This window comes from Amycolatopsis sp. NPDC114505 (assembly GCF_055633615.1).
Window position 1 is genome coordinate 2,614,052 of the sequence record NZ_JBVKDV010000001.1, and the last position, 24,774, is coordinate 2,638,825.

The 24,774-nt window shown below is 71.8% G+C and carries 24 protein-coding genes and 1 riboswitch; of the genes, 9 read left to right on the forward strand and 15 right to left on the reverse strand.

Translation table 11 applies throughout. The features are described from left to right. Nucleotides 1–110: 110 nt before the first annotated feature. The 3 genes from ACZ7OU_RS13060 to ACZ7OU_RS13070 are packed head-to-tail and all read right to left on the reverse strand — an operon-like array spanning nucleotide 111 to nucleotide 4,275. Entirely contained in the window at nucleotides 111–1,643 is a 1,533-nt protein-coding gene (locus ACZ7OU_RS13060) for an ATP-dependent DNA ligase (protein ID WP_470255179.1), read from the reverse strand. Between the two features lie 40 nt (nucleotides 1,644–1,683). Next, nucleotides 1,684–3,363: a PstS family phosphate ABC transporter substrate-binding protein gene (locus ACZ7OU_RS13065; RefSeq protein WP_470255180.1), complete on the reverse strand. Its 1,680-nt coding sequence runs from the start codon at nucleotides 3,361–3,363 to the stop codon at nucleotides 1,684–1,686. 51 nt (nucleotides 3,364–3,414) lie between these two features. Continuing rightward, nucleotides 3,415–4,275 (reverse strand): helix-turn-helix domain-containing protein, encoded by an 861-nt coding sequence (locus tag ACZ7OU_RS13070; protein WP_470255181.1) that lies wholly within the window; start codon nucleotides 4,273–4,275, stop codon nucleotides 3,415–3,417. 99 nt (nucleotides 4,276–4,374) lie between these two features. Between ACZ7OU_RS13070 and ACZ7OU_RS13075 the strand changes: the two genes are divergently transcribed. Then, nucleotides 4,375–5,400, forward strand: a complete 1,026-nt coding sequence (locus ACZ7OU_RS13075) for an aldo/keto reductase (protein WP_470241712.1) — start codon at nucleotides 4,375–4,377, stop codon at nucleotides 5,398–5,400. 4 nt (nucleotides 5,401–5,404) lie between these two features. Here ACZ7OU_RS13075 and ACZ7OU_RS13080 read toward each other — a convergent pair whose 3' ends face one another. After that, the gene (locus ACZ7OU_RS13080; protein ID WP_470255182.1) at nucleotides 5,405–6,802 is read right to left on the reverse strand and encodes a class II fumarate hydratase; all 1,398 of its coding nucleotides are present in this window, start codon (nucleotides 6,800–6,802) and stop codon (nucleotides 5,405–5,407) included. 246 nt (nucleotides 6,803–7,048) lie between these two features. On the opposite strand from ACZ7OU_RS13080, the gene ACZ7OU_RS13085 reads away from it, so the two are divergent. Further along, nucleotides 7,049–7,408, forward strand: a complete 360-nt coding sequence (locus tag ACZ7OU_RS13085) for a hypothetical protein (RefSeq protein WP_470255183.1) — start codon at nucleotides 7,049–7,051, stop codon at nucleotides 7,406–7,408. Between the two features lie 65 nt (nucleotides 7,409–7,473). Beyond that, complete coding sequence (locus ACZ7OU_RS13090) at nucleotides 7,474–8,463, forward strand: NAD(P)/FAD-dependent oxidoreductase (protein ID WP_470241709.1); 990 nt, start codon at nucleotides 7,474–7,476, stop codon at nucleotides 8,461–8,463. 1 nt (nucleotide 8,464) lies between these two features. On the opposite strand, the gene ACZ7OU_RS13095 is transcribed toward ACZ7OU_RS13090, so the two are convergent. The 6 genes from ACZ7OU_RS13095 to ACZ7OU_RS13120 all read right to left on the reverse strand — a co-directional run bounded on the left by ACZ7OU_RS13095 (nucleotide 8,465) and on the right by ACZ7OU_RS13120 (nucleotide 12,967). After that, nucleotides 8,465–9,214: a S1 family peptidase gene (locus ACZ7OU_RS13095; protein ID WP_470255184.1), complete on the reverse strand. Its 750-nt coding sequence runs from the start codon at nucleotides 9,212–9,214 to the stop codon at nucleotides 8,465–8,467. 9 nt (nucleotides 9,215–9,223) lie between these two features. Beyond that, nucleotides 9,224–10,273, reverse strand: coding sequence for a class II fructose-bisphosphatase (gene glpX, locus ACZ7OU_RS13100; protein WP_470255185.1), 1,050 nt, complete (start codon nucleotides 10,271–10,273; stop codon nucleotides 9,224–9,226). A gap of 84 nt (nucleotides 10,274–10,357) precedes the next feature. Next, nucleotides 10,358–10,585, reverse strand: coding sequence for an exodeoxyribonuclease VII small subunit (locus ACZ7OU_RS13105; protein WP_439383565.1), 228 nt, complete (start codon nucleotides 10,583–10,585; stop codon nucleotides 10,358–10,360). Next, nucleotides 10,582–10,953: a hypothetical protein gene (locus ACZ7OU_RS13110; protein ID WP_470255922.1), complete on the reverse strand. Its 372-nt coding sequence runs from the start codon at nucleotides 10,951–10,953 to the stop codon at nucleotides 10,582–10,584. Before ACZ7OU_RS13110 ends, ACZ7OU_RS13105 begins: the two co-directional genes overlap by 4 nt. A gap of 32 nt (nucleotides 10,954–10,985) precedes the next feature. Next, nucleotides 10,986–12,233, reverse strand: coding sequence for an exodeoxyribonuclease VII large subunit (gene xseA, locus ACZ7OU_RS13115; RefSeq protein WP_470255186.1), 1,248 nt, complete (start codon nucleotides 12,231–12,233; stop codon nucleotides 10,986–10,988). After that, entirely contained in the window at nucleotides 12,230–12,967 is a 738-nt protein-coding gene (locus ACZ7OU_RS13120) for a lipid droplet-associated protein (protein ID WP_470255187.1), read from the reverse strand. The genes xseA and ACZ7OU_RS13120 overlap by 4 nt, the downstream gene beginning before the upstream one ends. Before the next feature lie 151 nt (nucleotides 12,968–13,118). Between ACZ7OU_RS13120 and ACZ7OU_RS13125 the strand changes: the two genes are divergently transcribed. Then, nucleotides 13,119–14,114 carry a 4-hydroxy-3-methylbut-2-enyl diphosphate reductase gene (locus ACZ7OU_RS13125; RefSeq protein ID WP_470241704.1) on the forward strand — a complete coding sequence of 332 codons (996 nt, stop codon included), beginning with the start codon at nucleotides 13,119–13,121 and terminating at the stop codon, nucleotides 14,112–14,114. A gap of 299 nt (nucleotides 14,115–14,413) precedes the next feature. Here the strand turns inward: ACZ7OU_RS13125 and ACZ7OU_RS13130 are convergent, their stop codons facing one another. Together ACZ7OU_RS13130 and ACZ7OU_RS13135 are read right to left on the reverse strand one after the other, a co-directional pair. After that, nucleotides 14,414–15,322, reverse strand: coding sequence for a DUF6542 domain-containing protein (locus tag ACZ7OU_RS13130; protein ID WP_470255188.1), 909 nt, complete (start codon nucleotides 15,320–15,322; stop codon nucleotides 14,414–14,416). A 236-nt stretch (nucleotides 15,323–15,558) separates the two neighbouring features. Continuing rightward, nucleotides 15,559–16,473 (reverse strand): DNA recombination protein RmuC, encoded by a 915-nt coding sequence (locus ACZ7OU_RS13135; protein WP_470241702.1) that lies wholly within the window; start codon nucleotides 16,471–16,473, stop codon nucleotides 15,559–15,561. A 226-nt stretch (nucleotides 16,474–16,699) separates the two neighbouring features. Here ACZ7OU_RS13135 and ACZ7OU_RS13140 point away from each other — a divergent pair, with 226 nt between their 5' ends. The 3 genes from ACZ7OU_RS13140 to ACZ7OU_RS13150 are packed head-to-tail and all read left to right on the forward strand — an operon-like array spanning nucleotide 16,700 to nucleotide 21,000. Continuing rightward, the gene (locus ACZ7OU_RS13140; protein WP_470255189.1) at nucleotides 16,700–17,851 is read left to right on the forward strand and encodes an exonuclease SbcCD subunit D; all 1,152 of its coding nucleotides are present in this window, start codon (nucleotides 16,700–16,702) and stop codon (nucleotides 17,849–17,851) included. After that, nucleotides 17,848–20,799, forward strand: a complete 2,952-nt coding sequence (locus ACZ7OU_RS13145) for an AAA family ATPase (protein WP_470255190.1) — start codon at nucleotides 17,848–17,850, stop codon at nucleotides 20,797–20,799. The genes ACZ7OU_RS13140 and ACZ7OU_RS13145 overlap by 4 nt, the downstream gene beginning before the upstream one ends. 9 nt (nucleotides 20,800–20,808) lie before the next feature. Next, nucleotides 20,809–21,000 (forward strand): DUF1737 domain-containing protein, encoded by a 192-nt coding sequence (locus ACZ7OU_RS13150; protein ID WP_329055352.1) that lies wholly within the window; start codon nucleotides 20,809–20,811, stop codon nucleotides 20,998–21,000. 7 nt (nucleotides 21,001–21,007) lie between these two features. On the opposite strand, the gene ACZ7OU_RS13155 is transcribed toward ACZ7OU_RS13150, so the two are convergent. Further along, nucleotides 21,008–22,399 carry an AlkA N-terminal domain-containing protein gene (locus tag ACZ7OU_RS13155; RefSeq protein ID WP_470255191.1) on the reverse strand — a complete coding sequence of 464 codons (1,392 nt, stop codon included), beginning with the start codon at nucleotides 22,397–22,399 and terminating at the stop codon, nucleotides 21,008–21,010. 102 nt (nucleotides 22,400–22,501) lie between these two features. Here ACZ7OU_RS13155 and ychF point away from each other — a divergent pair, with 102 nt between their 5' ends. After that, a complete protein-coding gene (ychF, locus tag ACZ7OU_RS13160) occupies nucleotides 22,502–23,584 on the forward strand; it encodes a redox-regulated ATPase YchF (protein ID WP_470241698.1) in 1,083 nt (360 codons plus the stop codon). Further along, nucleotides 23,581–23,931, forward strand: coding sequence for a hypothetical protein (locus ACZ7OU_RS13165; RefSeq protein WP_470255192.1), 351 nt, complete (start codon nucleotides 23,581–23,583; stop codon nucleotides 23,929–23,931). Before ychF ends, ACZ7OU_RS13165 begins: the two co-directional genes overlap by 4 nt. 201 nt (nucleotides 23,932–24,132) lie before the next feature. On the opposite strand, the gene ACZ7OU_RS13170 is transcribed toward ACZ7OU_RS13165, so the two are convergent. Then, nucleotides 24,133–24,261 carry a hypothetical protein gene (locus tag ACZ7OU_RS13170; RefSeq protein ID WP_257926468.1) on the reverse strand — a complete coding sequence of 43 codons (129 nt, stop codon included), beginning with the start codon at nucleotides 24,259–24,261 and terminating at the stop codon, nucleotides 24,133–24,135. Nucleotides 24,262–24,335: 74 nt separating this feature from the next. Then, nucleotides 24,336–24,620, reverse strand: a complete 285-nt coding sequence (locus tag ACZ7OU_RS13175; RefSeq protein WP_470241696.1) for a 4a-hydroxytetrahydrobiopterin dehydratase — start codon at nucleotides 24,618–24,620, stop codon at nucleotides 24,336–24,338. A 32-nt stretch (nucleotides 24,621–24,652) separates the two neighbouring features. Continuing rightward, nucleotides 24,653–24,761, forward strand: a riboswitch (TPP riboswitch). Nucleotides 24,762–24,774: the final 13 nt, after the last annotated feature.

The following is a 24,774-nucleotide window of genomic DNA, read 5'->3' on the forward strand; positions in this document are numbered from 1 at the left end:
CCGTCAGCCACTCTGCTCAGCAGAGGGAGAAGGCAACATCGACTTTCGTCTTTCCTTTTAGGAGGAAAGCACCGCGGAGACGCCCGATGTCGTGATCGATACTTTCGTAGTCAGCTCCCTTCCGAACGGTCGCCGTGCAACAGGCCGCGGACCGTGTCGATCGTGTCCGCGTCGCCCGCTTCCTTGTCCGGGCGGTAGCGGACGACCCGCGCGAACCGCAGCGCCAGGCCACCGGGATAGCGCGTCGAAACCTGGGCGCTGTCCAGCTCGATCTCCACCACGACCTCCGGCCGGACGTACACCGTCCAGTCGTCGCGGTGGGTCTCGATCTCCTGGAACGTCCTCGTCTGCCAGGCGAGGATCTCGTCGGTCATGCCCTTGAACGTCTTGCCCACCATGATCGGCGGGCCGCCGTCCGGGTCGCGCGCGCCCAGGTGCAGGTTCGACAACGAGCCCGTGCGCCGCCCGTGGCCCCACTCGGCCGCGAGCACCACGAGGTCGATCGTGTGCACCGGCTTGACCTTCAGCCACGCCCGCCCGCGCCGCCCGGCCGCGTACGGCGACGCCAGGTCCTTGACCATCACCCCTTCGTGCCCGGCTTCCATCGCCGCCTCCAGCACCTCGGCGGCGCGCGAAACGCCCACCTCGCCGGGGATCACGTGCGCCCCGGTGACCTTGCGCAGCGCCGCGTTGCGCTCGGACAGCGGCGCGTCCAGCAGGTCGACGCCGTCGAGGTGCAGGCAGTCGAAGAAGTACGGCCGCAGCAGCAGCGCCTTCACCTGCTCGTCCCGCGTGCTGCCGAACCGGCTCATCGTGTCCTGGAACGGCCGGGGCCGTCCCGCGTCGGTCAGCGCCAGGGTTTCGCCGTCCAGGACCACCGACTCGCACGGCAGCGCCCGCACGAGCTCGACCAGCTCACGCACGCTGCCGGTGATCTCGCGCAACGTCCGCGTCCAGACGTGCACCTCGTCGCCCTGGCGGTGCACCTGGATCCGCGCACCGTCCATCTTGTACTCGACGATCGCCTCGGCGTGCTCGGCGACGGCCTCGTCCAGCGACTCCGCCGGCGACGCCAGCATCGGCTTGATCGGTGTCCCCAGCGTCAACCGGAACTCCGCCAGCGCCGCCTGCCCGCCGGTCAGCGCCGCGACGCCGGTGACGCCGAGCTTCCCGGACAGCATGAAGGCCCTCCGCACGTCGACGGCTGGCACCTCGGCCGCCGCCGCGATCGCGTCGACCATCACGCCTTCCAGCGCGCCCTGCCGCAGCTCGCCGGTGACCAGCCGGAACAGGAACTGCTGCTCCTCCTCGGTGAGCCGGGCGAACAGCGCCCGCAGCACGTCCTGCCGCCGCGTCGAGGAGCCCGTGCCCGCGGCTACGCCGGCGGCCTCTGTCAAGGCCGCGTCCACCTCCAGCACCGTGATCACCGGCGACGCGGCGGGCGACGCGCCGAGCCCGGCCAGGGTGCGCCAGCCCGCACCCAGCCGGTCCTGCGCCGTCTGCCCGGTCAGGTACGCGATCACCGTGGCCAGCTCGGTGAACTCGGCCGCGCGCAGCAGAACGGCCAGGATGGCGATCTTCGCCTTCCTGGACCGCGTCGCCGCCAGTTCGGCGGACGCCCGGACTATCTCGCTGAGCAACACCCGGACATCATGACCCGGACCACCGACAATTTCAGAACGTCTAGATGTCCGGCCTGGTGCAGAGGGGGTCGAGCAGCCCGTCCTTGGTCACGCACGGGGTGTACCCGGCGTCCTGCAGCTCGGCCCGCGCGGTCGGGCTCGCGAGGTAGTCCAGGAACCGCTTCAGCACGCTCTCGCCGTCCGGTACGCCCTTCGTGTAGAGGTACTCGACGGTCCAGAACCGGTATCCGGCGCCGACGGTCGTGACGTCGGGATAGTGCCCGTCGAGCTGCACGACCGTCACCTGCTGGTCGCGAGCGGCTGCTGTTTTGGCCGCCGGGACGTCGGCGTACCCGATCGCGCCCGGCACCGCGGCGACCTCGGTGAGCACCTCGGCGGTCGTGCCGCGCTCGCAGCGCGTGGTCGCCGCGGCCGGGTCGCGCTCGGGCTTGCGGCACGAGTCCGAAGTCAGCCGGTCCTCCGCGCCGCCGAGCACCTTCTGCTCGAACGTCTTGCGCGTACCCGACTCCTGCCCGCGCCCGACGATCCCGATCGGCACCGACGGCCCCGGCCGCAGCTGGTCCCAGTTCCGCACGCGACCGCTGAAGATGTCCTTGACCTGCTGGATCGTCAGCTTGTCGACCCCGGCGGCCCGGTTGACGACCAGCGTGTACACGACCACCGCGACGGCCTTCGCCTCGAGATCCGGGCCCGCTTCGCCGGACCGGCCGTCCGAGAGCACCGCCAGCTCGTCCTTGCCCGCCGTGCCGACCGGGGCGAGCGCGCGGACGCCGGTGACACTGCCGGTCGCGCGGGTCGTGATCGCCGCGCCGTCGCACTGGCCGTGGTACTCGGCGGCGATGCTGTCGATGATCGGCACGAACGCGCTCGACCCCTCGACTGAGAGCTTCCCAGTGGCGCACTGCGCGGAGTCGCCCGGCCGCGACCACGAGACGAGCAGCGTCGCGAGCAGGGCGCCGGTCAGCAGCACGCCGACCGCCGTCGTGATGACCGGCCAGCCGAACCGGCGCTGCTTGCGGTCGTCCTTGATCCGGCCGGCGGCGAGCCGCGCGTGGTGGTCGATCTCCTTGCTGATCTCGCCTTCGTACCCGTCGGACTCCCGCAGGACGACGACCAGCTTGAACTTTTCCTTGCGCTTCAAGGAAAGTCGCGCGAACCGCACGCCGTGCCACTCGGGCGCCTCGGGCGGTGCCTCAGCCGCGGCGAGCCCGGCGAACCGTTTCGGCAGCAGCGCGCGGACGCGGGACAGCTTCACGCCTTCGACCGGCTTCTGCGGCGTCTCGCGGGTGAAGAACTCGAGGCCGTCGCGGACGTGCTGGCGCAGGCCGTCGTCGGTGGCGTCGGACACGCGCGCGTCCCAGACGGTCCGGTTGCCGAAGGTGAACGACAGCGGGATCTCGAAGTCGCCCGGCGCGATGTCGAAGCTGCCGGTGTTGTGCACCCGGATGACGACGATGCTCATCCGGTCGAGCAGCCGCGCGACCTGCTCCAGCTGCGGGGCCGCCTGCGCGGAGCCGTTTTCGCCGTCGTGCAGGTCGATCGGCGACAGCCCGATCTTGGAGTTGTAGAGCACCCGGAACGTCAGCCGGCGCCGCCGGATGAAGTAGCGGTCGATGAACGGCGCGGCGATCGCGACCAGCGCGGCAAGGCCCAGGACGAGGCTGCCGGAGTCCGAGCTCAGGATTTCGGCGAGTGACTGCATCGTCGCGCCGACGCCCACCGTGCTGCTCCTCTACCCCTGACTCCCCAGGTGAAGCAGCCTAAGGAGCGCTCACCCGGCGTGGGGTTGCGACGACCGAGTGTTCACCGGTCGTTCATCGGCGACCCAGCTGGCCAGCAGGCCGAGCGCACGTTCGGTCTCCGACCCCGGTTCGGCGTGGTAGACGACCATGCCCTGGTCGGGGTCCTGCGGCAGGCGCAGCGTCTCGTAGCGCAGCCGCAGCTCGCCGACGACGGGGTTCATCAGCACCTTCCACCCCTGCGCCTTCTCCAGCACGGCGTGCTCGGCCCACAGCTTCCGGAACTGCTCGCTGGCCAAGGAGAGCTCCCCGATCAGCTGCGCGAACCGCGGGTCTCCGGGGTGCCGGCCGCTTTCCGCGCGCAGGTTCGCGACGAGCTCGCGGCACACGGCGTCGTACTCCGGGTGCAGCTGCTTCGCGCGCTCGTCGGTGAAGATGAGCTTCGGCATGTTGCGCTCGTCCAGGTCGGCGAAGGCGAACGCGACCGCGCCGCCGAGCGCGTTCCAGGCCAGCACGTCCATGTACCGCCCGAAGACGAACGCGGGCGCCTGGATCGCGTCGAGCAGCTGCTGCAGCTCGGGCCGGACCAGCTGCGGTGCGCGCTCGTCCCGGCGCTTCGGCGCGGCGAGGTTGCGCAGGTAGGACTCCTCGCCGGAGTTCAGCCGCAGCGCGCGGGCCAGCGCGTCGAGGATCGCGTCCGAGACGTTCTTCGCGCGGCCCTGCTCCAGCCGCGTGTAGTAGTCGACGCTGATGCCGGACAGCTGCGCCAGCTCCTCGCGGCGCAGGCCCTTGACCCGCCGCTGCGTGATCCCCTGCGGCAGGCCCAGGTCCGCGGGGTCCAGTGCGGCGCGACGCGCCTTCAGGAAGGCGCCCAGTTCGGCTGCGTCACTCATGCCTCCAGTATCCCCGGCTCGCGGCTCCCCGCCTGGTACTGCCGGACCCAGGTTGGGCGTGACCTGGTCCGTCCGCTTCGCCGCTTCCAGAGTGGTGGCATGAAACGACGAACTTTGGGCGGCACGGGCATCTCGGTCAGCGAATACGCGTTCGGCGCGATGATGCTGGGCAAGTGGGGCAATCCGGACCACGAAGAAGGCGTCCGGATGCTGCACACGGCGCTCGACGCCGGCGTGAACTTCTGGGACACCGCGGACATGTACAGCGACGGCGAGAACGAGCAGATCGTCGGCAAGGCCTTGAAGGGCCGCCGCGACGAGGTCGTGCTGGCCACCAAGGGCTTCTTCCAAATGGGTGCCGACCCCAACCAGGGCGGGCTGTCGCGGCGCTGGCTGACGCGGGCGCTGGACGACAGCCTGCGGCGGCTCGACACCGACTACGTCGACCTCTACCAGGTCCACCGGCCGGACCCCACGACCGACATCGAGGAAACCCTGTCGGTGCTGACGGACTTCGTGCGCCAGGGCAAGGTCCGCGCGATCGGGTCGTCGGACTTCCCGGCCGAGCAGATCGTGGAAGCCCAGTGGGTGGCGGAAAAGCGTGGCCTGGCGCGGTTCCGCGCCGAGCAGCCGCCGTACTCGATCTTCAACCGGGCGATCGAGGCCGCAGTGCTGCCGACCGCGCAGAAGTACGGCATGGGCGTGCTCACGTGGAGCCCGCTGGCCAGCGGCTGGCTGTCCGGCAAGTACCTGAAACCGTCCGATGTGGACCTTTCCGACGGCCGCCGGACGCTGCAGATCCACAAGTTCGACCCGGCGCTGCCGGAGAACGCCGTCAAGTTCGAGGCCATCGCGCAGCTGAAGAAGATCGCCGACGACTTGGGCCGGCCGCTCACCCACCTGGCGACGGCCTTCGTCCGGGCGCACCCGGGCGTGACGTCGGCGATCATCGGCCCGCGCACGCCGGCACAGCTCGACGACCTGATTGCCGGCGCGGACCTGGTGCTGGACGACGAGGTGCTGGACCGCATCGACGAGATCGTCCCGCCGGGCACCGACCTCAACTCGGCCGAGAAGGACTACACCCCGCCGGCGCTGGCGGATTCGCGCCTGCGCCGGCGGTAGCGGGTCACTTGCCGCCGCGGGCCATGCGGAGGACGTCGAGCGCTTCGTCGAGCTGCTCTTCGGTGAGCTTGCCGTCCTTCACATACCCGCGCTCGAGGACGACCTCGCGGATCGTCTTCAGCTCCTTCAACGCCTGCTTCGCGACCGCCGCGGCTTCTTCGTAGCCGATGTACTTGTTCAGCGGCGTCACGATCGACGGCGAACCCTCGGCGTAGGTGCGGGTGCGCTCGGTGTTCACGGTGATGCCCGCGAAGACCTTGTCCGCCAGCAGCCGCGAGACGGCGGCGAGCAGGCGGGCCGACTCGAGGACGTTGCGGGCGATCACCGGCAGGTTGACGTTCAGCTGGAAGTTGCCCGCGGCGCCCGCGAACGCCACGGCCGCGTCGTTGCCGATCACCTGCGCGACCACCTGCAGCGTCGCCTCCGGGATCACCGGGTTCACCTTGCCCGGCATGATCGACGAGCCCGGCTGCAGGTCCGGGAGCGCCAGCTCGGCCAGCCCGGTGCGCGGGCCGGAACCCAGCCAGCGCAGGTCGTTGGCGATCTTGTTGAGCGACACGGCGAGCGTGCGCAGGTGCCCGGACGTCTCGACGACGCTGTCCTGCGTCGCCTGCGCCTCGAAGTGGTCGCGGGCCTCGGTCAGCGGCAGGCCGGTCACGGTGGCGAGCTCGGCCGCGACGCTCGAGCCGAAGCCGTCCGGCGCGTTGAGGCCCGAGCCGACGGCCGTGCCGCCGATCGGCAGCTCGCCGAGGCGCGGCAGGCCCGACTTCAGCCGTTCGATGCCGAACCGGATCTGCGACGCCCACGCGCCGGCCTCCTGGCCGAGCGTGATCGGGACGGCGTCCATCAGGTGCGTGCGGCCGGACTTCACGACGTCGGCCCACTCCGCGGCCCGGACCTCGATCGCGCCGGCGAGGTACTCGAGCGCCGGGATGACGTCCTTGATGACGGCCTCGGTCGCGGCGACGTGGATGGTCGTCGGGAAGGTGTCGTTGGACGACTGCGACGCGTTGACGTGGTCGTTCGGGTGGACGTCCCGGCCGAGGGTTTTGCTCGCCAGCGTGGCGATGACCTCGTTGGCGTTCATGTTCGACGAGGTGCCGGACCCGGTCTGGAAGACGTCGATCGGGAAGTGCGCGTCGTGGGCGCCCTCGGCGACCTCGTCGGCGGCCTTGGCGATGGCGTCGGCGACGTCGGCGTCGAGCACGCCGAGCTTCTGGTTCACGCGCGCGGCGGCGGCCTTGAGCAGGCCGAGCGCGCGGATCTGGGCGCGCTCCAGGCCCCGGCCGGAGATGGGGAAGTTCTCGACGGCCCGCTGGGTCTGCGCCCGGTAGAGCGCGTCGACCGGGACGCGGACTTCGCCCATCGTGTCGTGTTCGATCCGGTATTCCTGGTCAGCCATGACACCGATTCTGGACCTGTTCGCGGGTCACCGCGTGGTGGCGTTGCGCACCCTGCGCCGCTCGCGGCTCGGTCCGATGGCCAGGCGTAGGTGAAGTGGTGGCAGTGCGCGGCGCCGGAGCCCAGGACCACCCCCGCCCTCTCCGGGGGGCGTCCCCTTGGCCAGTCTACCGGCGGTCACCGGCAAAACCGGCGTTCCTGGTGGCCGGCCGCCGACTTGTCCACAATCGTCCGAGGTTGTGGATCGGTGGCCGAACTTGCCTCTGTGCTGGTGCGCGAACGCGGCTGCGACCGGTTCCCCCCCCGGCGAAAGCAGGACTTCATCGCCGATCGCCGTCCACGCTCCGAGCACTGGCAGCAACGCGAGGAGCGCGAGCAGGAGGCCCGCTCGCGCCGGCCGGCGGCCGAACCCGGCGAGGTCCGCGAACGCGCCGAAGACGAACGGCAGGAAGCCCACCGGTTCGGCCGACGGCAGTCCCAGCCACACCGCGAGCACCAACCAGCCGAGCAGCGCCGCGACCGCCGCCGTCGCGCTCAGCGCCGTCCGCCGCCCACCCCACGGCGGGCGCCGGTCGTCGTGGCGCCGGTGTCGCACCACGTCGAGTGAACTCCGATCCCGCTAGGATCGGATGTGTTCTCGATCACCGCCATCCACCACTGGCTGGAGCGAGCATGACTGAAGCTTCTGGGGACTCTTACGACCTCGTGATCATCGGTGCGGGCCCGACGGGCCTGTTCGCCGCCTACTACGCCGGGTTCCGCGGCCTTTCGATGGCGGTGGTCGACTCGCTGCCCGAGCCCGGCGGTCAGGTCACGGCGATGTACCCCGAGAAGATGATCTACGACGTCGGCGGGTTCGCCGAGGTCCGCGGGCGCGATCTCGTCGACGGCCTGGTGCAGCAGGCCGCACCGTTCAAGCCGAAGTACCTGCTGGGGCGCAAGGCCGAGAAGCTGGAAAGCCAAGCCGACGGAGTCGAGCTGACCCTCGACGGCGGCGAGACCCTTCGCGCGCGGGCCGTCCTCATCACCGCGGGCATCGGCGAGTTCACCCCGCGCCCGCTGCCCGCCGGCGACGGCTGGCTCGGCCGCGGCATGGTCCACTTCGTCCCGTCGCTGCAGGTGCACGCCGGGCAGCACGTCGTGGTCGTCGGGGGCGGCGACTCCGCGTTCGACTGGATCCTCGCCCTGCACCCGGTCGCGGCGAGCGTGACGCTCGTGCACCGCCGCGCCAAGTTCCGCGCGGCCGAGTCGATCGTCCGGCAGGCGCGCGAGCTCGGCACCCGGATCATCACCGACGCCGAGGTCACGCGGTTCGTCGAGGACGAGAGCGGCGCGCTCGAAGCCGTCGACCTCTCGATCAAGGGCGCCGGCGACGAGCGGCTCCCCGCCAACGCCGTCGTCGCGGCGCTCGGGTTCACCGCCGACCTCGGCCCGATCGAGAGCTGGGGCCTGGAGATCGACCACCGCGCCATCGCGGTCGACTCGACGATGGCGACCCCGCGCGAGCGCGTCTACGCCGCCGGCGACGTCGCCGCGTACCCGGGGAAGGTCAAGCTGATCGCGACCGGCTTCGGGGAGGCCGCGACGGCCGTCAACAACATCGCCGTCGCGCTCGACCCGGACGCCCACCTGTTCCCGGGCCACTCCAGCAACGCCGAGTAGGTCAGGCCTTCGTCTTCTCCGCGATCCAGGGCGCGTACGCGACGACGGACGTGTAGATCGACGGCGCCGACGCGCACACCGGGTCGTTGTTGCCCGGCCGGCTGGTGACGCCGACGAGCAGCCAGTGGTCGCCGTCGCGGACGACCTCGGGGCCGCCCGAGTCGCCGAAGCACGCTCCGGACTTGCCGCCGGGGTTGTCCGTGCACAGCTCGGCCGTGCCGTCGAACACCGACGTGCACTTCGCGCCCTCGACGATGTGCGTGTCGAGCTGCTGCAGCGTCGTGGGGATCTGGCCGCAGTTCACCTTCGGGCAGGTCTGGCCCCAGCCGAGGATCCGGGTGGCCGTGCCCGGCGCCGCGGTCGCCGCCACGGCGATCGGGGCCGCCTTCACCGGCGTCACCAGGCGCAGCAGCGCGATGTCGCCCGCCGGGCTCTCGGTGTTGAAGGCCGGGTTCACGACGACGTCAGCGACCTGGTCGACCTCGCCGCCCTGGCCCACCTCGTTCGTTCCCGTCCGCACCGAGATCCCGGCCGGGGCCTTGTCGAACGCGCAGTGCGCGGCCGTCACCACCCAGGTCGGGGCGATCAGCGCGCCGGCGCAGAACAGCTTGCCGGTCGAGGAGTGCAGCGACACCGCGAACGGGTACGGCTGATCCGCGTTCCCGCCCCCGACGATGGCGGGTTCGGCCGACGCGGTGGCGGGGACCAGAGCGAACATCAGGACCAGCAGGGCCAGCAGTCGCCTGGTCACGGATCTCCTTTACGGCAGCGGGGGAACGACGTCGTCGTCGAGCGCGTCCAGGTGGCCGTCGAAGTTGACCGAGGAGTACGCCCGCAGCTTGTCCAGCCGGTGGTAGCCGTCGATCATTCTGACGGTCCCGGACTTGGACCGCATCACGATGGACTGCGTCGTGGCGCCGCCCTCGCGGTAGTTGACGCCGCGCAGCAGGTCACCGTCGGTGACGCCGGTGGCGCAGAAGAAGACGTTGTCGCCGCGCACGAGGTCGTCGTTCAGCAGCACCCGGTCGAGGTCGTGCCCGGCCCCGATGGCCTTCTCGCGCTCGGCGTCGTCCTTCGGCCAGAGCCGGCCCTGCAGCTCGCCGCCGAGGCACTTCATCGCACAGGCCGCGATGATGCCCTCGGGCGTGCCGCCGATGCCGATCAGCATGTCGACGCCGGTGCTCGGACGGGCCGCGGCGATCGCGCCCGCGACGTCGCCGTCGGAGATGAACCGGATCCGCGCGCCGGCGTCGCGGATCTCCTTGATGATCCCGTCGTGGCGCGGGCGGTCCAGGACGCACACGGTGACGTCGCCGACGCTGCTGTTCTTCGCCTTGGCGACGCGTCGGATGTTCTCCGCGATCGGCGCGCCGAGCTCGACCTTCCCCGCCGCCTCCGGCCCGACGGCCAGCTTCTCCATGTAGAACACCGCGGACGGGTCGAACATCGCGCCGCGCTCGGCGACCGCCAGCACCGCGATCGCGTTCGGCATGCCCTTGGCCATCAGCGTCGTGCCGTCGACCGGGTCAACCGCGACGTCGCAGTCCGGCCCGTCGCCGTTGCCGACCTCTTCGCCGTTGAACAGCATGGGCGCTTCGTCCTTCTCGCCCTCGCCGATCACCACGACCCCGCGCATCGACACCGTCGAGACCAGCTGGCGCATCGCGTCGACGGCCGCGCCGTCACCGCCGATCTTGTCGCCGCGGCCGACCCAGCGGCCGGCCGCCATCGCGGCGGCCTCGGTCACGCGGACCAGCTCCATCGCGAGGTTGCGGTCGGGTGCTTCACGACGGCGCTGCTCCGTGGACATCAGGCCTCCCGGATCGTGGAACTGGCGGGTCAACAGTCTGTCAGATCCCTGTCCGGTTTCCCGATGCCGAAAGCATGGCAAACGTCACTGGCTGTCGCTGGTTTCGTCCTCGACGGACGCCAGAGCAGCCTCGATGCGCTCGCGGGCGCCTTCGAGATGGCGCTCACAGACCTTCGCGAGCTTCTCGCCCTTCTCCCACAACGCGAGCGACTGCTCGAGGGACAGGCCACCGGCTTCGAGCTCGCGGACGACCTCGACGAGGCGGTCACGGGCCTGCTCGTAGCCGAGTTCCTCGCTGGCTGCTTCACTCACGCTGGGCGTTCTCCGACCTTCCGGCTTGCGCTGCTGGTGGCGCACACTACCGCGCTGGCCATCGCGTGGTCGTACCCGACGAACGCCAGCGCGAACTCCTGGCCGTCACCCTCCGCGATCGCCTCTTCGAGGTTCTCCTGCGCGCCCGCCACCCGCTTGCGGTGCCCGGCGCCCTCGGCGAACCACCAGCGCGAGCCGACCTGCGTCGACGTCGCCTCGGACAGCCGGCGCAGCTGCGGCCCCAGCTCGCGGCGAGCGGCGCCGCCACAGCCGGCGAGCAGCGCCGTCCAACACTCGGCGGCCGCCCGGTCGGTGCGCATCGCCTGGTCCAGCAGCGGACGCGAGCCCAACCGCCGGGCCGCGTCCATGGTGAGGGGGAGGAACGTCGCCGCCTTCAGCGTCACCCCTGTGCTCCTTCCGCCACCGCGCCGATCGCACCGTCGCCCACGCGCACGCGCAGCTGGGCACCGGCCTCGACTTCGGAGACGGAGCGGAGTACCTGGAGGTTGCCTTCGGCGTCGAGGAACTGCACGACCGCGTAGCCGCGGGCCAGCGTCGCGGCCGGGCCGAGCGCGGTGAGCCGGGCCCGTGCGCTCGCCAGCTCGGCCTGGTCCTTGGCGAGCAGCGTCAGCATGGCGCGGCGTGCGCGTTCGCGGTGGACGTCGACGTCGTCCTGGCGCCGCTGGACCGGGCCGAGCGGGTCGGCCAGCGACGGGCGGCTGCGCAGCTGGGTCAGCAGCCGCGTCTGGGTGTCGACCCAGCCGTGCAGCGCGCGCCGGCCGCGGTCGCGCATCTGCCGGACGCGCTCGGTCTCCTCGCGGTGGTCCGGGACGATCCGCTTGCTCGCGTCGGTCGGCGTCGAGCAGCGCAGGTCGGCGACGTAGTCCAGCAGCGGGGTGTCGGGCTCGTGCCCGATGGCGCTGACCACCGGCGTCCCGGCCGCGGACACCGCGCGGCACAGCGCCTCGTCGGAGAACGGCAGCAGGTCCTCGACGCTGCCGCCGCCGCGGGCGATGACGATGACGTCGACCTCGGGATCGGCGTCCAGGATGCGCAGCGCGCGCATGACCTGCGGGACGGCCTGCGAGCCCTGCACCGCGGTGTTGAACACCTTGAACTGGACGTGCGGCCAGCGCGCCTGCGCGTTGACCAGCACGTCCCGCTCGGCCGCCGACGCGCGGCCGGTGATCAGCCCGATGCCCTTCGGCAGGAACGGGATCGGCCGCTTGCGCTGCGCCGAGAAGAGGCCTTCGGCGGTCAGCAGCTTCTTCAGGCGTTCGATCCGGGCCAGCAGCTCGCCGATGCCGACCGCGCGGATCTGGTCGGCGCGCAGGCTGATCGTGCCGCGGCCGAAGAAGAACGACGGCTTCGCGTGCACGACGACGCTCGCGCCCTCGCGCAGCGGCGGCTCCATCTCGCGGATCAGCCAGTTCGGGCAGGTCACCGACATCGAGACGTCCGCCGACGGGTCACGCAGCGTCAGGAACGCGGTCTGCGTGTTCGGCCGCGAGTTGACCTGCGTGACCTGGCCTTCGACCCAGACGCTGCCGAGCCGGTGGATCCAGTCGCCGATCTTGCGCGCGACCGTCCGGACCGGCCACGGGTTTTCGGCGGTGCTCGAGGGTGCCGCGGCGGACTCGGTGCTCACCGGCCTTCCGTGCCGTTTTCCTCGCCGTTCTCCTTGGCCTGATCGGCCTTGCGCGCGTTGGCGATCCGGCGGGACAGCATCCCGGTGAACGACGAGCGGTCGGCGTGCGCGCGCTCGTACTCGAGGATCGTCTCGAGCTGGGGGATCGAGAGCTGGCGCAGGCGGGCCCGCAGCTGCGGGAGCGTCAGCTGCTCGTAGCCGGTGAGCCCGGCCGGGCCGTCGTACCCGCCGGCGCTGGTCCGGGGGATGTCGCCCTTGGCCTTCTTGTCGATCTTGGGCGTGCCGGGCTTCGGCTTGGTCTCGTCCTCCGCGGCGTCGTTCTCGCCGTCGGCGTGGTCCTCGGCGAGCGCGCGTTCCTCTTCGGCCCACGGATCGCCAAGCTCCGCTTCGAGTTCGGCCGCTGACGGAATGTGACCGTTGATTTCGGAGCGCGGCTCCGGCACGTCGGCGACCGGCGCGAGGTTCGGCCGCAGGGGCGGGACGTCGGGCTGGAGGTCCTCGTCGAAGGTCGCCCAGCTGGGGGCGTCCTCGACGGGGCGCAGGCTCGACAGGGCGTTGTCGCCCTTGATCGCCAGCTCGGTGACGTGCTGCTGGACACGCATGGAGGCCTGCAGCACCTGGCTGACCACGGTCACCGGGAGCCCGGCGAGCTGCCGGGGAAGCTCACGAACCCGCTCGGCGGTGGAGACGGCGAGGCCCGCGGCGACCCGGAGGGGGAGCGGGAATGGCTTCATGCGTCCAGCCTGCCGCATATCCGCCATCCTGCCCAACCGAACGGGTGGAGTTGGGCGCGTTGCGTGACGCCGGGCACAGCACGGTAGGGGGACGAAGCTCACCCGAAAGGGACTTCGAGTTCGTCTCGGGACTGCCCGTACGCTGGGTGCCATGAGTTCAGCGAGTCCCGGAATCGAGCCCGCGGGTACCCCGACGATCACCGGCACCGCTTCCGGCAAGCGGGTGCTGCTCGCCAAACCCCGTGGTTACTGCGCCGGCGTCGACCGCGCGGTGATCGCCGTCGAGAAGGCGCTCGAGGTCTACGGCGCCCCGGTGTACGTCCGCAAGGAGATCGTCCACAACCGCCACGTGGTCGACACGCTGCGCGAGCGCGGCGCGATCTTCGTCGACGAGACGTCCGAAGTGCCCGAGGGCGCGCTGGTGGTGTTTTCCGCCCACGGCGTCTCGCCGATGGTCCACGCGGAGGCGGCCGATCGGAACCTGCGCACGATCGACGCGACCTGCCCCCTGGTGACGAAGGTGCACAAGGAGGTCAACAGGTTCGCCAAGGACGACTACGACATCCTGCTGATCGGCCACGAGGGCCACGAAGAGGTCGAGGGCACGGCCGGCGAGGCGCCGGACAAGGTCCAGCTGGTCGACAAGGCGGAGGACGTCGACAAGGTCGAGGTCCGCGACCCGTCGAAGGTGATCTGGCTGTCCCAGACGACGCTGTCGGTCGACGAGACGATGGAGCGCGTGGACCAGCTCCGCGAGCGCTTCCCGGGCTTGGCGGACCCGCCCAGCGACGACATCTGTTACGCGACGACGAACCGCCAGGTTGCGGTCAAGGCGATGGCGGCGGAGTGCGACCTGGTCCTGGTGGTCGGGTCGACGAACTCGTCCAACTCGAAGCGCCTGGTCGAGGTGGCGTTGAAGGCCGGGGCACGGGCGTCGTACCTGGTCGACTTCGCCCACGAGGTCGACGAGGCGTGGCTGTCCGGGGTGACGACGGTCGGGGTTACGTCCGGGGCGTCGGTGCCGGACGAGCTGGTGATGGAGCTGCTCGCTTGGCTGGCCGAGCGGGGTTATGGCGACGTCAACGAGGTGACTACGGCGAACGAGAAGATCACCTTCGCGCCGCCGAAGGAGCTTCGGAAGGTCTGAGGTTTCGGTCGGTTCGGCGGCGGGTCGCGGGTGCGGCTCGCCGCCGGATTGCGTTGTGGGGCGCGGCCTTTGATCACGCTGGTTCGGGTCGCAGTCACGCGAGTGCGGCTTTCGGGCGCGCGGTTGCGTCCGTGGCCGCGCGGGCTCGGCTTTCGCGCCCGCGAGTCCGGTCTTCGGCCGCGCGGTTCCGTTCGCGGCCACGCCGGCTCGGTCCTCGATCACGCGAGTCCGTCGGCGATCACTTGCGACGCGAAAAGGCGGTCACCTTCCGTAGAAGGTGACCGCCTCTTCGGTGGTCTTCAGCGCTCTTCGTCGTCCCAGGGGCGGTTGCGGCGCGGTGGGGCTCCCCGTTCGCCGGACGGGCGGCGGGGCGGTGGCTTGTCGCGGCCGCCGTCCTCGGGCGGGCGGGGGCGTCGGCGGGGGGCGTCGCCGCGTCGGCGGGGGTCGCTCTCCGCGGGCGGTGGTGTGCGGCGGCCTGCCGGGGGTGGCTTGCGTGCGCCGCGGTCGCGTTCGGCCGGGGCGCCGGCTCGCGGGGTGCGGCGTTCGCCGTCCGCGGGCGGGCGGGGGCGTCGCGGCGGTTCGCCGTCCCGGCCGCGGCGTGCGCCCTGAGGCAGCGGTGTCTGGCCGGTGCGGTTCGACCCGGGCGGCCGCGGACGACCGCCCGCCGACGTCGCCGCGGCGCGCGTCGAGGGCTTCTCGTCGTCCTCGTCCGCTGACCGGCGGTCGGCCGCCTTGCCCTTCTTGGGGGCGTCCGGGTCGCGTTCGCGGAAGATCCGGACGAACCCGATCAGCAGCGTGATGCCGGTCGTGATCGCCATGATCGGGAAGCCGTTGATGAGCGGGGTGCCGATGCTCAGCACCTTCGAGAGCATGTCGTCGCCCTCGGAGCCCGAGGTCAGCAGGATCACGCCGGGCACGGTGACGGCCAGCACGAGCGGCGGCATCACCATCGGCCCGAACAGCCCGCGGCGCCGCACCGCGCAGACCGCGATGACGGCCCCGGCGATGTAGCAGACCGTGAAGATCACCGGGATGCTGGTCTGGCTCGGCTTGCCGATGAGGGCGCCCACGATCGCCAGGACGAGGCCGACCAGGACCGCCGCCCACCACGGCAACCCGCGCCTCGAACCGACGACTGGACGCTCGTCCCACGGCACGTGGACGTCGTCGGCATCTGGATCGCTCTGGCGATCGCGAATCGCGGTCACAGCACAACACCGTATCTCGTGGTTGTGAAGATCTTGCCAGCACCGCCGCCGACGTGGGTGTATCGCCACCCGGCGGCGTGACCCGAGTGGTCCGCCGGGTGCTGCTGTGACGTGGTCCAGTCCTTTGCGAGCGCTTCCGGTTTGTCTCCTTCACGTGGCCGGGTGTCCGTGGATCGTCGCAGGTAGGAGGCTCGCGACAGCGCGTCGGTCGCCGCCGGCGCAGGAGCGCGGTGAGCTCAGCTGGCCGCCAGTTCGTCCCCCTTCCGCACCTGGGGGACCGCCGAGGGGCTGCCCGCCGCGTCCGTCAGTGGTGCCACCGTCGCCCGGAACGTCTCCAGTGCTTCCATCTCGCGCCGTCGCGCCGACAGGAACCGCTGGAGGTGCGTGCTCGACAGGTTCAGTGCCTCCACCGCGCCGCCCGCCGCGCGGTGGGCCGCCGCCGCTCCGGCTCGCACCTGCTCGACGTCGGCCTCCAACGTCCGGTCGCTCGCCGCGAACAGGGCCGCCGACGCCAGCACCCCGAACCCGGTCGGGCCGCACAGGAACACCCGCCGGTCGATCAGCCAGCGCAGCAGCTCCGGGTCGGTGTCCAGCGCCGCGACCACGGCGGCGTCGGACGGGATGAACATGATCGTCCCGTAGATCGCGTCGGCCCACCGCTGGTAGCCCTTGCCCGCCAGCTCGGCCGCCCGGGAGCGGACCTGGCGGACGTGCGCGCGCAACGCGTCGATCCGCTCGGCCGGGTCGTCGGTCTCCACCGCCTCGGCCCAGATCGCCATGCTCGCCTTCGCGTCCACCGGCACCGTGCGGTCGCCGCCCACCCGCAGCACCATGTCCGGTTTCGCCGAGCCGCCGCCCCCGACGTCCGTCTGCAGGGTGAAGTGCAGGTTCTCGCGCAGCCCGAGCGCCCGCGCCGTCTCCACCAGCACCTGCTCGCCCAGTTCGCCGCGCCCGCTGATCGAGGCGAACGCGACCTCGTAGCGGCGCAGCGCCAGCTGCTGCTGGTCCGACTTCGCCCGCTCGGCCGCCACCTGCCGGGCCGCCGCGTCCGCCCGGCGCATCCCGTCGTTGTAGAGCCGCCACAGCACCGCGACGGCGAACAGCAGCAGGACCGCGAGCACGATCGCCGCGGTGGTCAGCACTGTCGCCACTTCGCCTCCTCCCTCCGGGCCGCCTGGATCCGACCGCGCAGACATCATGGCGGACCCCACCGACAAAAACCGCACCCGATCCGTCGCTCTGGGTAGCTGACCTGCGAACAAATCGAATCCACGCAGGGCGTGTCCGAATCGGCACTCTCGTGTTAGTACACACGTTCGAGTGAGGAGGCGGCGAGCCTGCGCGATTTCGTCGGAGGCGGGTCGTACCTTGGCCCTCGTGAGATTCCTGCACACCTCCGACTGGCACATCGGCCGCACGTTCCACGGCGCCGATCTGCTCGCGGAACAGGAAGCGGTGCTCGGGCACCTCGCCGGCCTCGTGGCCGGCGAGGCGATCGACGCCGTCCTGGTGGCGGGCGACATCTACGACCGCGCGGTGCCGTCGGCCGAGGCCGTCCGGGTGGCCACCGCGGCGGTCGCGCGGATCCGCGCCGCCGGCGCGCAACTGGTCGTCACCCCGGGGAACCACGACTCCGCGCCGCGGCTCGGCGCCTTCGCGGAGTTCGCCGCGGCCGGCGGGCTGCACCTGCGCACCACCATCGCGGGGCTGGCCGAGCCGATGCTGCTGGACGACGCCCACGGCCCGGTCGCCGTCTACGGAATCCCTTACCTGGAGCCGGAACCGGCGCGCCACGCGCTGGGTGTGCCGGAGGCGCGCGGCCACACCGGCGTGCTCACCGAGGCCATGCGGCGGATCCGCGCGGACCTCGGAACCCGGCCGGGCGTCCGGTCGGTCGTGCTCGCGCACGCGTTCGTCACCGGCGGCGAACCGACCGAGTCCGAGCGCACGATCGCGGTCGGCGGGGTCGAGCAGGTGCCCGGCTCGGTCTTCGACGGCGTCGACTACGTGGCGCTCGGCCACCTCCACGGCCCGCAGACGCTCGCCGAGCACCTGCGGTACTCCGGAAGCCCGCTGGCGTACTCGTTTTCCGAGGCACGGCAACGCAAATCGGTCTGGCTGGTCGACCTGGACGAAAGCGGGCTCGCCGAGGTCCGCCGGCACGAACTGCCGGTGCCGAGGGCGCTGGCGACCCTCCGCGGGCCGCTCGAAGACCTGCTCGTCGACCCGGCGCACGACGAGCTCCTCGAGCACTTCCTCTCGGTCACGGTCACCGACCCGGTCCGCCCGGTGGACGCGATGCGGCGGCTGCGCGGGCGGTTTCCCCATGCGGTGCACCTGGAATGGGAGCCCGAAGGCGGGTACAGCGGCGCCCCGCTGCGCTACTCCGACGCCGTGCGCGGCCGGTCGGACATCGAGATCTCGCGCAGCTTCCTCGACGACTGCCGCGGTGCCGCGCCGACCGAGAGCGAAGAGCAGCTCCTGTTCAAGGCACTGGAAGCGGCCGACCGGGGGGCCCTCGCGAAATGAGGCTGCACAGGCTGGAGGTCGAAGCCTTCGGGCCGTACTGCGCACGCGAAGTGGTCGACTTCGACGTGCTCGGCGCCGACGGTCTCTTCCTCCTGCACGGCGAAACGGGTGCGGGCAAGACCACGTTGCTCGACGCGATCGCGTTCGCGCTGTTCGGCGTGGTTCCCGGTGCCCGCAACGAGGCCAAGCGGCTGCGCTGCGACCTCGCCGAGCGCGACCAGGTCACCGAGGTCGCGCTGGAGCTCACCGTGCAGGGCCACCGGCTGAAGATCGTCCGCAACCCGGAGTACCAGCGGCCGAAGCGGCGCGGCGAAGGCACCACCACCCAGCAGGCGCGGGTGTCGCTGAGCTGGGTCGGCGCCGCGCCGGGCGGGCTCCCGCCGGAGGGCCTGATCCGGATCGAGGAGGTCGCGCGCACCGTCGAGCGGCTGCTCGGGATGACCGCGGCCCAGTTCTTCCAGGTGGTGCTGCTGCCGCAGGGCGAGTTCGCCCGGTTCCTGCGCTCGGACACCGCCGAGCGCGAGAAGCTGCTGGAGCGGCTCTTCGGCACCGAGCGCTTCGCCGACGTCGAGCGCTGGTTCGCCGACCTGCGGGTCGAGCGGGGCCGGGAACTCGACCAGCAGCAGGGAAAAGTGCGGGAACTGCTGGCGCGCTACGCGCAGGAGGCCCAGCAGGACCCGCCCGAAACCGACGTCGGCGAGTGGGTCGGCACCGTGCTGGCGGCATGCGCCGAACGTGCCGCGCAGGTCGCGGCCGAGGAGGAGCGCACGCGCGCGGCGGCTCAGCGCGCGGACGTCCACCTGCAGGAAGAGCGGGCCGACGCGGAGAAGATCCGCCGGGTCCGCACCGCGCACCTGCGGCTCCTCGAGATCACCGAGCAGGCTCCGCAACGCGCCGAGTGGGCCCAGGAGGTCGCGGCCGCGCGGCGGGCCGCCGGGGTCGCCGTGGAGGCCGAGCTGCTGGACCGGCGCACGGCGGAGCTGGCCGAAGCCGAGCAGGCGGAGAAGGCCCGCGGCGCGGACCTGCGGGAGTTCGGCACCCGGGCCACCGGCGACCTCAAGGCGCGGGCGGCCACCGCGCGGGAAGAGGCCGGCGCGGTCGCGGAGCTCGTCGCCGAGGCCGAACAGCAGCAGCTCGACGTCATGCGGCGCGACGACCGGAAGCTGGCCGCCGTCACGGCCGGGCAGCAGGTCGAAGAACTGACGACCGAGCTGGCCGCCCTCCCCGGCCAGCTGGCCAAGCTGCGGGCGGACGCCGTCAAAGCGGCCGAAGCCGAGGCGAAGCTCGAGGGCGCCAAAGCCAAAGTCGACGAGCTGAGGACCTTCGCGCGTGACGCGGCGGAGCTGCCCGAGGCGCGAGCGAAGGTCGAGCGAGGCGAGGCGAAGCTGCGCGAGGTCGTCGACACGCATCAGGCGGCCCGGCAGCACCGGCTCGACCTGCGCGAGCGGCGGCTCGACGGGATGGCGGCCGAACTGGCCGCCGCGTTGCCGGCCGGCGCGCCGTGTCCGGTCTGCGGGTCGGCCGAGCACCCGGCGCCGGCGAACCGGGATGTCGAACTCGTCGACCCGGCCGAGGAACGCGCCGCCGAGGAGGCCGAACAGGCCGCCGATGCGATGCGGCAGCGGGTCGTCGTCGCGCTGGAAGAGGCGAAGGCGCGGCTGGCGGGCCTGCTGGAACGGCTGGGCGAGCGCACGGCCGAGTCGATCACCGCCGAGCTGGCCGAAGCCCGCGCGTCGGTCGCTTCGCTGACGCAGCAGGCGGCCGGGAAGGCGAAGCTCGGCGAACAGGTCGTCCTCCTGGAACGCGACCTGGAGCTGCGGACCGAACGTCGCCGCCGGGCCGAGCAGGCGGCGACCGAGGCCACGACCGACGTCCGGGCCCTGGAAGAACGGCTGGCCGAGCGTGAACGCCGGCTCGTCGCCGGGCGCGGTGAGTTCGCGGACGTCGGTGCCCGGCGGGAGCACCTGGTCGGGCTGGCCGAGGCTCTGGAAGGGGTCGGCGAGGCCCGGACGGCCGTCGCGGGCGCCCGGGAGCGTGTCGCCCAGCAGCGCGCGCTGGTCGAGACGGCGGTCGAGGCGAAGGGGTTCGCGTCGCTGAAGAAAGCGCGAGCCGCGATGCTGCCGGACGAGCAGATCGAGAAGCTGGAGCAGGGCATCGCCGAGGCCGAAGCGGCCGCGGCGGGAGCGCGGGCGCTGCTGTCCGAGCCGGACCTGTTCGGGATCTCGCCGGACGACGTCGCGGACGTCGACCGCGCGGCCGACGCGGCTCAGCTGGCGCGGGCGCGGGCCGACTCCGCGTACGCGGCGCTGCGGGTGGCGACCGCTCAGCACGAGGAGCTGACCCGGCTGGCGGGCCTGCTGCGCAAGGCCCTCGCCGGCCTCGCACCGGCCGAAGCGGCGTACGCCGAGCTGCGCGCGCTCGCGGACGTCGTCAACGGGCGCGGGCAGAACAGCCGGAAGATGTCACTGCGGTCGTACGTGCTGGCGGCGCGGCTCGAAGAGGTGGCGGTCGCCGCCACCCACCGGCTGCGGACGATGAGCCAGGGGCGGTACTCGTTCGTGCACTCGGACGCGGCCGGCGCCCGCGGCACCCGCGGCGGGCTCGGCATCGACGTCCTCGACGACTACTCGGGCACCATCCGCCCGGCGAAGACGCTGTCCGGCGGCGAGTCGTTCCTCGCGTCGCTGGCACTCGCGCTGGGGCTGGCCGACGTCGTCGCCGGGGAGACCGGCGGCGCGCTGCTGGACACGCTGTTCGTCGACGAGGGTTTCGGCACGCTGGACGCCGAGACCCTCGACGTCGTGATGAACATCCTCGACGAGCTGCGCGCGGGCGGCCGGGTGGTCGGCCTGGTGTCCCACGTCGAGGAGCTGCGGCAGCGCATCCCGACAAGGCTGCGGGTCCGCAAGTCCCGCACCGGCTCGACAGTGGAGGTGCGCGCCGGTTGAGTGGAAGTCATGACCGACCAGCCGCCGAACGGCCTGCCCCGCTACCGCCTGCTCACCGGCCCGGACGACGCGAAGTTCTGCCACCGCGTCAGTGAGGCGCTCGACCTCGGCTACCGCCTGCACGGCTCGCCGGCCGCGACGTTCGACGGCACCCAGGTGATCGTCGCGCAGGCCCTCCTGTGGCACGGCGAGCAGGGCTGACGTCGCGTCAGGCGGCCTGCCGGAGGTACATCCCGGCGTAGGAGCACCACGGCGTCCACTCCCGGGCTCGCTCGGGCAGTGAGTCCGGCGGGATGCCCAGTGCCCCGGCGCCACGCCGGACGGCGAGGTCCGCGGCCGGCAGGATGTCCGGTGCGCCCAGTACGCGCGTCAGCACGGAGTCCGCGGTGGCGCCGTCGATCCCGGGGCACGCGAGCAGTTCGGCGCGCAGCTCGGCCGCGTCGCGGCCGACGTGCACGTCCAGGCGCCCTTCGGTCAGCGCGGCGATCCCCGCGTGCTCGGGCATGACAGCCGCGAGCCGGTCCGCCGACGGGAACAAGCGCGTCACGCCCCACTCGCCCGCCACTTCCTCGCCGAGCGCCGCGGGAACCCGGTCGCCGAGCAGGGCGCGGACCACCAGCTCCGCACCGTCGACGGTGCCCGGGACGCGGATCCCCGGTACGGCCGTCACGACCCGGGCCAGCGCCGGGTCGGCACCGAGGACCCGGGTGACCGCCGCGGGGTCGGCGTCGAGGTCGAGTAGCCGCCGCACCCGGCTGACCGCGCTGCCGAGGTCTCGCAGGTCGGTCAGCAGCAGCTCGCAGCGCACGTGGTCCGGCTCCGGCGTCAGCCGGACGACGCCGGTGCCGTGCGCGAGCCGCAACGTCCGCGCGTAGGACGTCGACGTCACCTCCTCGACACCGGGAACCGCGTGAGCCGCGAAGAAGCGAAGCAGCCCGCCAGCGTCGAAAGGCGGCCTGAACGGCAACCGCAGGCTGAGGCGCGTCCCGCTCACGTCGCCGTGGCGTCCACGTCGAGACGCGGCGAAGGCGCGAAGCTGCGATGGCGTCGTCGCGAACACCTCGCGGATCGTCTCGTTGAACTGCCGGACGCTGGAGAAGCCGGCCGCGAACGCGACGTCCGTCAGCGGCAGCCCCGACATCTCGATCAGCAGCCGGGCCGAGTGCGCGCGGTGCGCCCGGGCCAGCGCGAGCGGGCCCGCGCCCAGCTCGGCGGTCAGCACCCGGCCGAGCTGGCGTTCCGAGTAGCCGAGCCGCCGTGCGAGGCCCGGGACGCCTTCGCGCTCCACGGTCCCGTCGGAGATCAGGCGCATCGCCCGCGCCGCGAGGTCGGCGCGCACGTTCCAGTCCGGCGAACCCGGCACGGCGTCGGGCAGACAGCGGCGGCAGGCGCGGAAGCCGTTGGCCTGCGCGGCGGCCGACGTCGGGAAGAAGCGGACGTTGCGCTCCTTCGGCGTCGACGCCGGGCAGGACGGCCGGCAGTAGATACCGGTGGTGCGCACCGCCATGATGAACTGGCCGTCGAAGCGCGGATCGCGGGCGGTGACCACGCGGTAGCAGCGCTCGGCGTCCCGCCAGAGTGCGAGCGTTTCGGTGACCATGGATCCGAGCATGCCAGCAGGTCAGCGCGGTCGCTGGCGGAAATCCGACGCGGCGTTGGGCGCTTGGGCCCCGGTCGGGCGCGGCACGTAGACTGCGGGATCGTGAGTCTGACCCTCGGTATCGTCGGCCTGCCCAACGTCGGCAAGTCCACCCTGTTCAACGCGCTGACCCGCAACGACGTGCTCGCCGCGAACTACCCGTTCGCGACGATCGAGCCGAACGTCGGCGTCGTGCCGCTGCCGGACCCGCGGCTGGACAAGCTGGCGGAGCTGTACAAGTCGGAGAAGATCGTGCCGGCTGTGGTGTCCTTTGTGGACATCGCGGGCATCGTGAAGGGTGCCTCCGAGGGCGCCGGGCTGGGCAACAAGTTCCTCGCGAACATCCGTGAGGCCAACGCGATCTGCCAGGTCATCCGCGTGTTCGACGACCCCGACGTGATCCACGTCGACGGCCGGATCGACCCGATGAGCGACATCGAGACGATCAACACCGAGCTGATCCTGGCCGACCTGCAGACCCTCGAGAAGGCCGTCTGGCGCCTGGAGAAGGAAGCGCGGACCAAGAAGGAAGCGAAGCCCGCGCTCGAGGCCGCGCAGAAGGCGAAGGAAATCCTCGACAGCGGCCGCACGCTCTTCTCCGCGCAGAAGGACGTCGACCTCGAGCTGCTTCGCGAGCACAGCCTCCTCACGACGAAGCCGTTCCTGTACGTCTTCAACGCCGACGAGGCGATCCTCACCGACGATGCCCGTCGCGAGGAGTTGGCCAAGCTGGTCGCCCCGGCGGACGCGGTGTTCCTCGACGCGAAGGTCGAGGCGGAGCTGCTGGAGCTGGACGACGAGGAGTCGGTGCGCGAGCTGCTCGAGTCGGTCGGCCAGCCGGAGCCGGGCCTGTACGCCCTGGCCCGCGCGGGTTTCCACACGCTCGGCCTGCAGACGTACCTGACGGCGGGCCCCAAGGAATCGCGCGCCTGGACGATCCCGAAGGGCGCGACCGCGCCGCAGGCCGCGGGCGTCATCCACACGGACTTCGAGCGCGGGTTCATCAAGGCGGAGATCGTCTCGTACGACGACCTGATGGACAACGGCTCGATGGCGGCGGCCCGCGCGGCGGGCAAGGTCCGCATGGAGGGCAAGGACTACACGATGGCCGACGGTGACGTCGTGGAGTTCCGCTTCAACGTATGAGCCGTCCGCTGACGCCGCGCGAGCGGGAGGTGCTGACCTTCCTGCTCGCCGGCGACGTCCCGGGCGCGGCCGAACTGCGGGCGCAGGCGGAAACGGCCTGGGTCACCGGCCGGTGTGGCTGTGGGTGCCCGACGATCGACCTCGCGGTGGACGAAGAGCTGCCGGCGGCCCGGCTCACCGAGCGGGTGGTCGTGGAGGCGGACGCGCCCGACGGCGGGCTCATCGTGTTCACCGACGACGGGCGGCTGTCCGGCCTCGAGTACTGGACCACGAGCGACGAGGTTCCGGAGGAGCTCCCGTCCGTGGATCGGATCGAGCGCCCGGAGACGAGTGCGCCGCCGCTCTGAAGATCAGGGCGACGGCGCGGGGCCGACTCAGCCGAGGAGGCCCATCAGCGCGATCGCGATCAGCACCACCGCGGGGGCGAGGGCGTTGATCCAGGCGCGCTGGGCGGCGGTGAGGGGGGCGGTGGCGGTGCTGTTCATGGCGCTTCCTAGGGCCGAAATCCGATGCTTCCGCCCTGCTCAGCGCGCTGATCTTGCCGTTTGTTAGCGGCTGTGATCGAACTCACCGGCATCCGGGTGACGACGGCCCCGGACCGTGAACCAGAGCACACCTCCGGCCGCCGCCACCATCGTCGCGAATGCCGCCGTGCCTACCACGATCGCCTGCGTCATAGCCGTCTCTCCTAGCAAAGTCGTTTACCGAGAGACGTCGAAACCGCGGAAAAGTGCACTCCGCGTAACCGGGATCACAAAGAAGAAAGCACCGCGTCGATCTCCGACGCCAGTGAGAAGTCCTTCGCCGTCAACCCGCCCGCCGAGTGCGTGCTGAGACGGAACGTCAGCGTGCGCCAGCGGATGTCGATGTCCGGGTGGTGGTCGGCGGCCTCGGCCAGCACCGCGACGCGGTCCACCACCTCGATCGCCTGCGGGAAGCTCGCCAGCTCCACCTCGCGGGAGATGACCTTCCCGGACCTGGTCCAGTCCGCGCTCAAGCGTTCGTCGGCCTCGGAGTCGCTCAAGATTTCCGTCATGTCTCCATGGTCGTACGTCCTGGACTACGCTGCACGGTTGCCACGGGAGTCCGGTCGAGCCGGGCTGAGAGGCGGGGTCACCCGCGACCGTTCGCACCTGACCGGATCATGCCGGCGAAGGGAGGGCTTTCCCTCCTCGTCCGGCGAAGTGCAG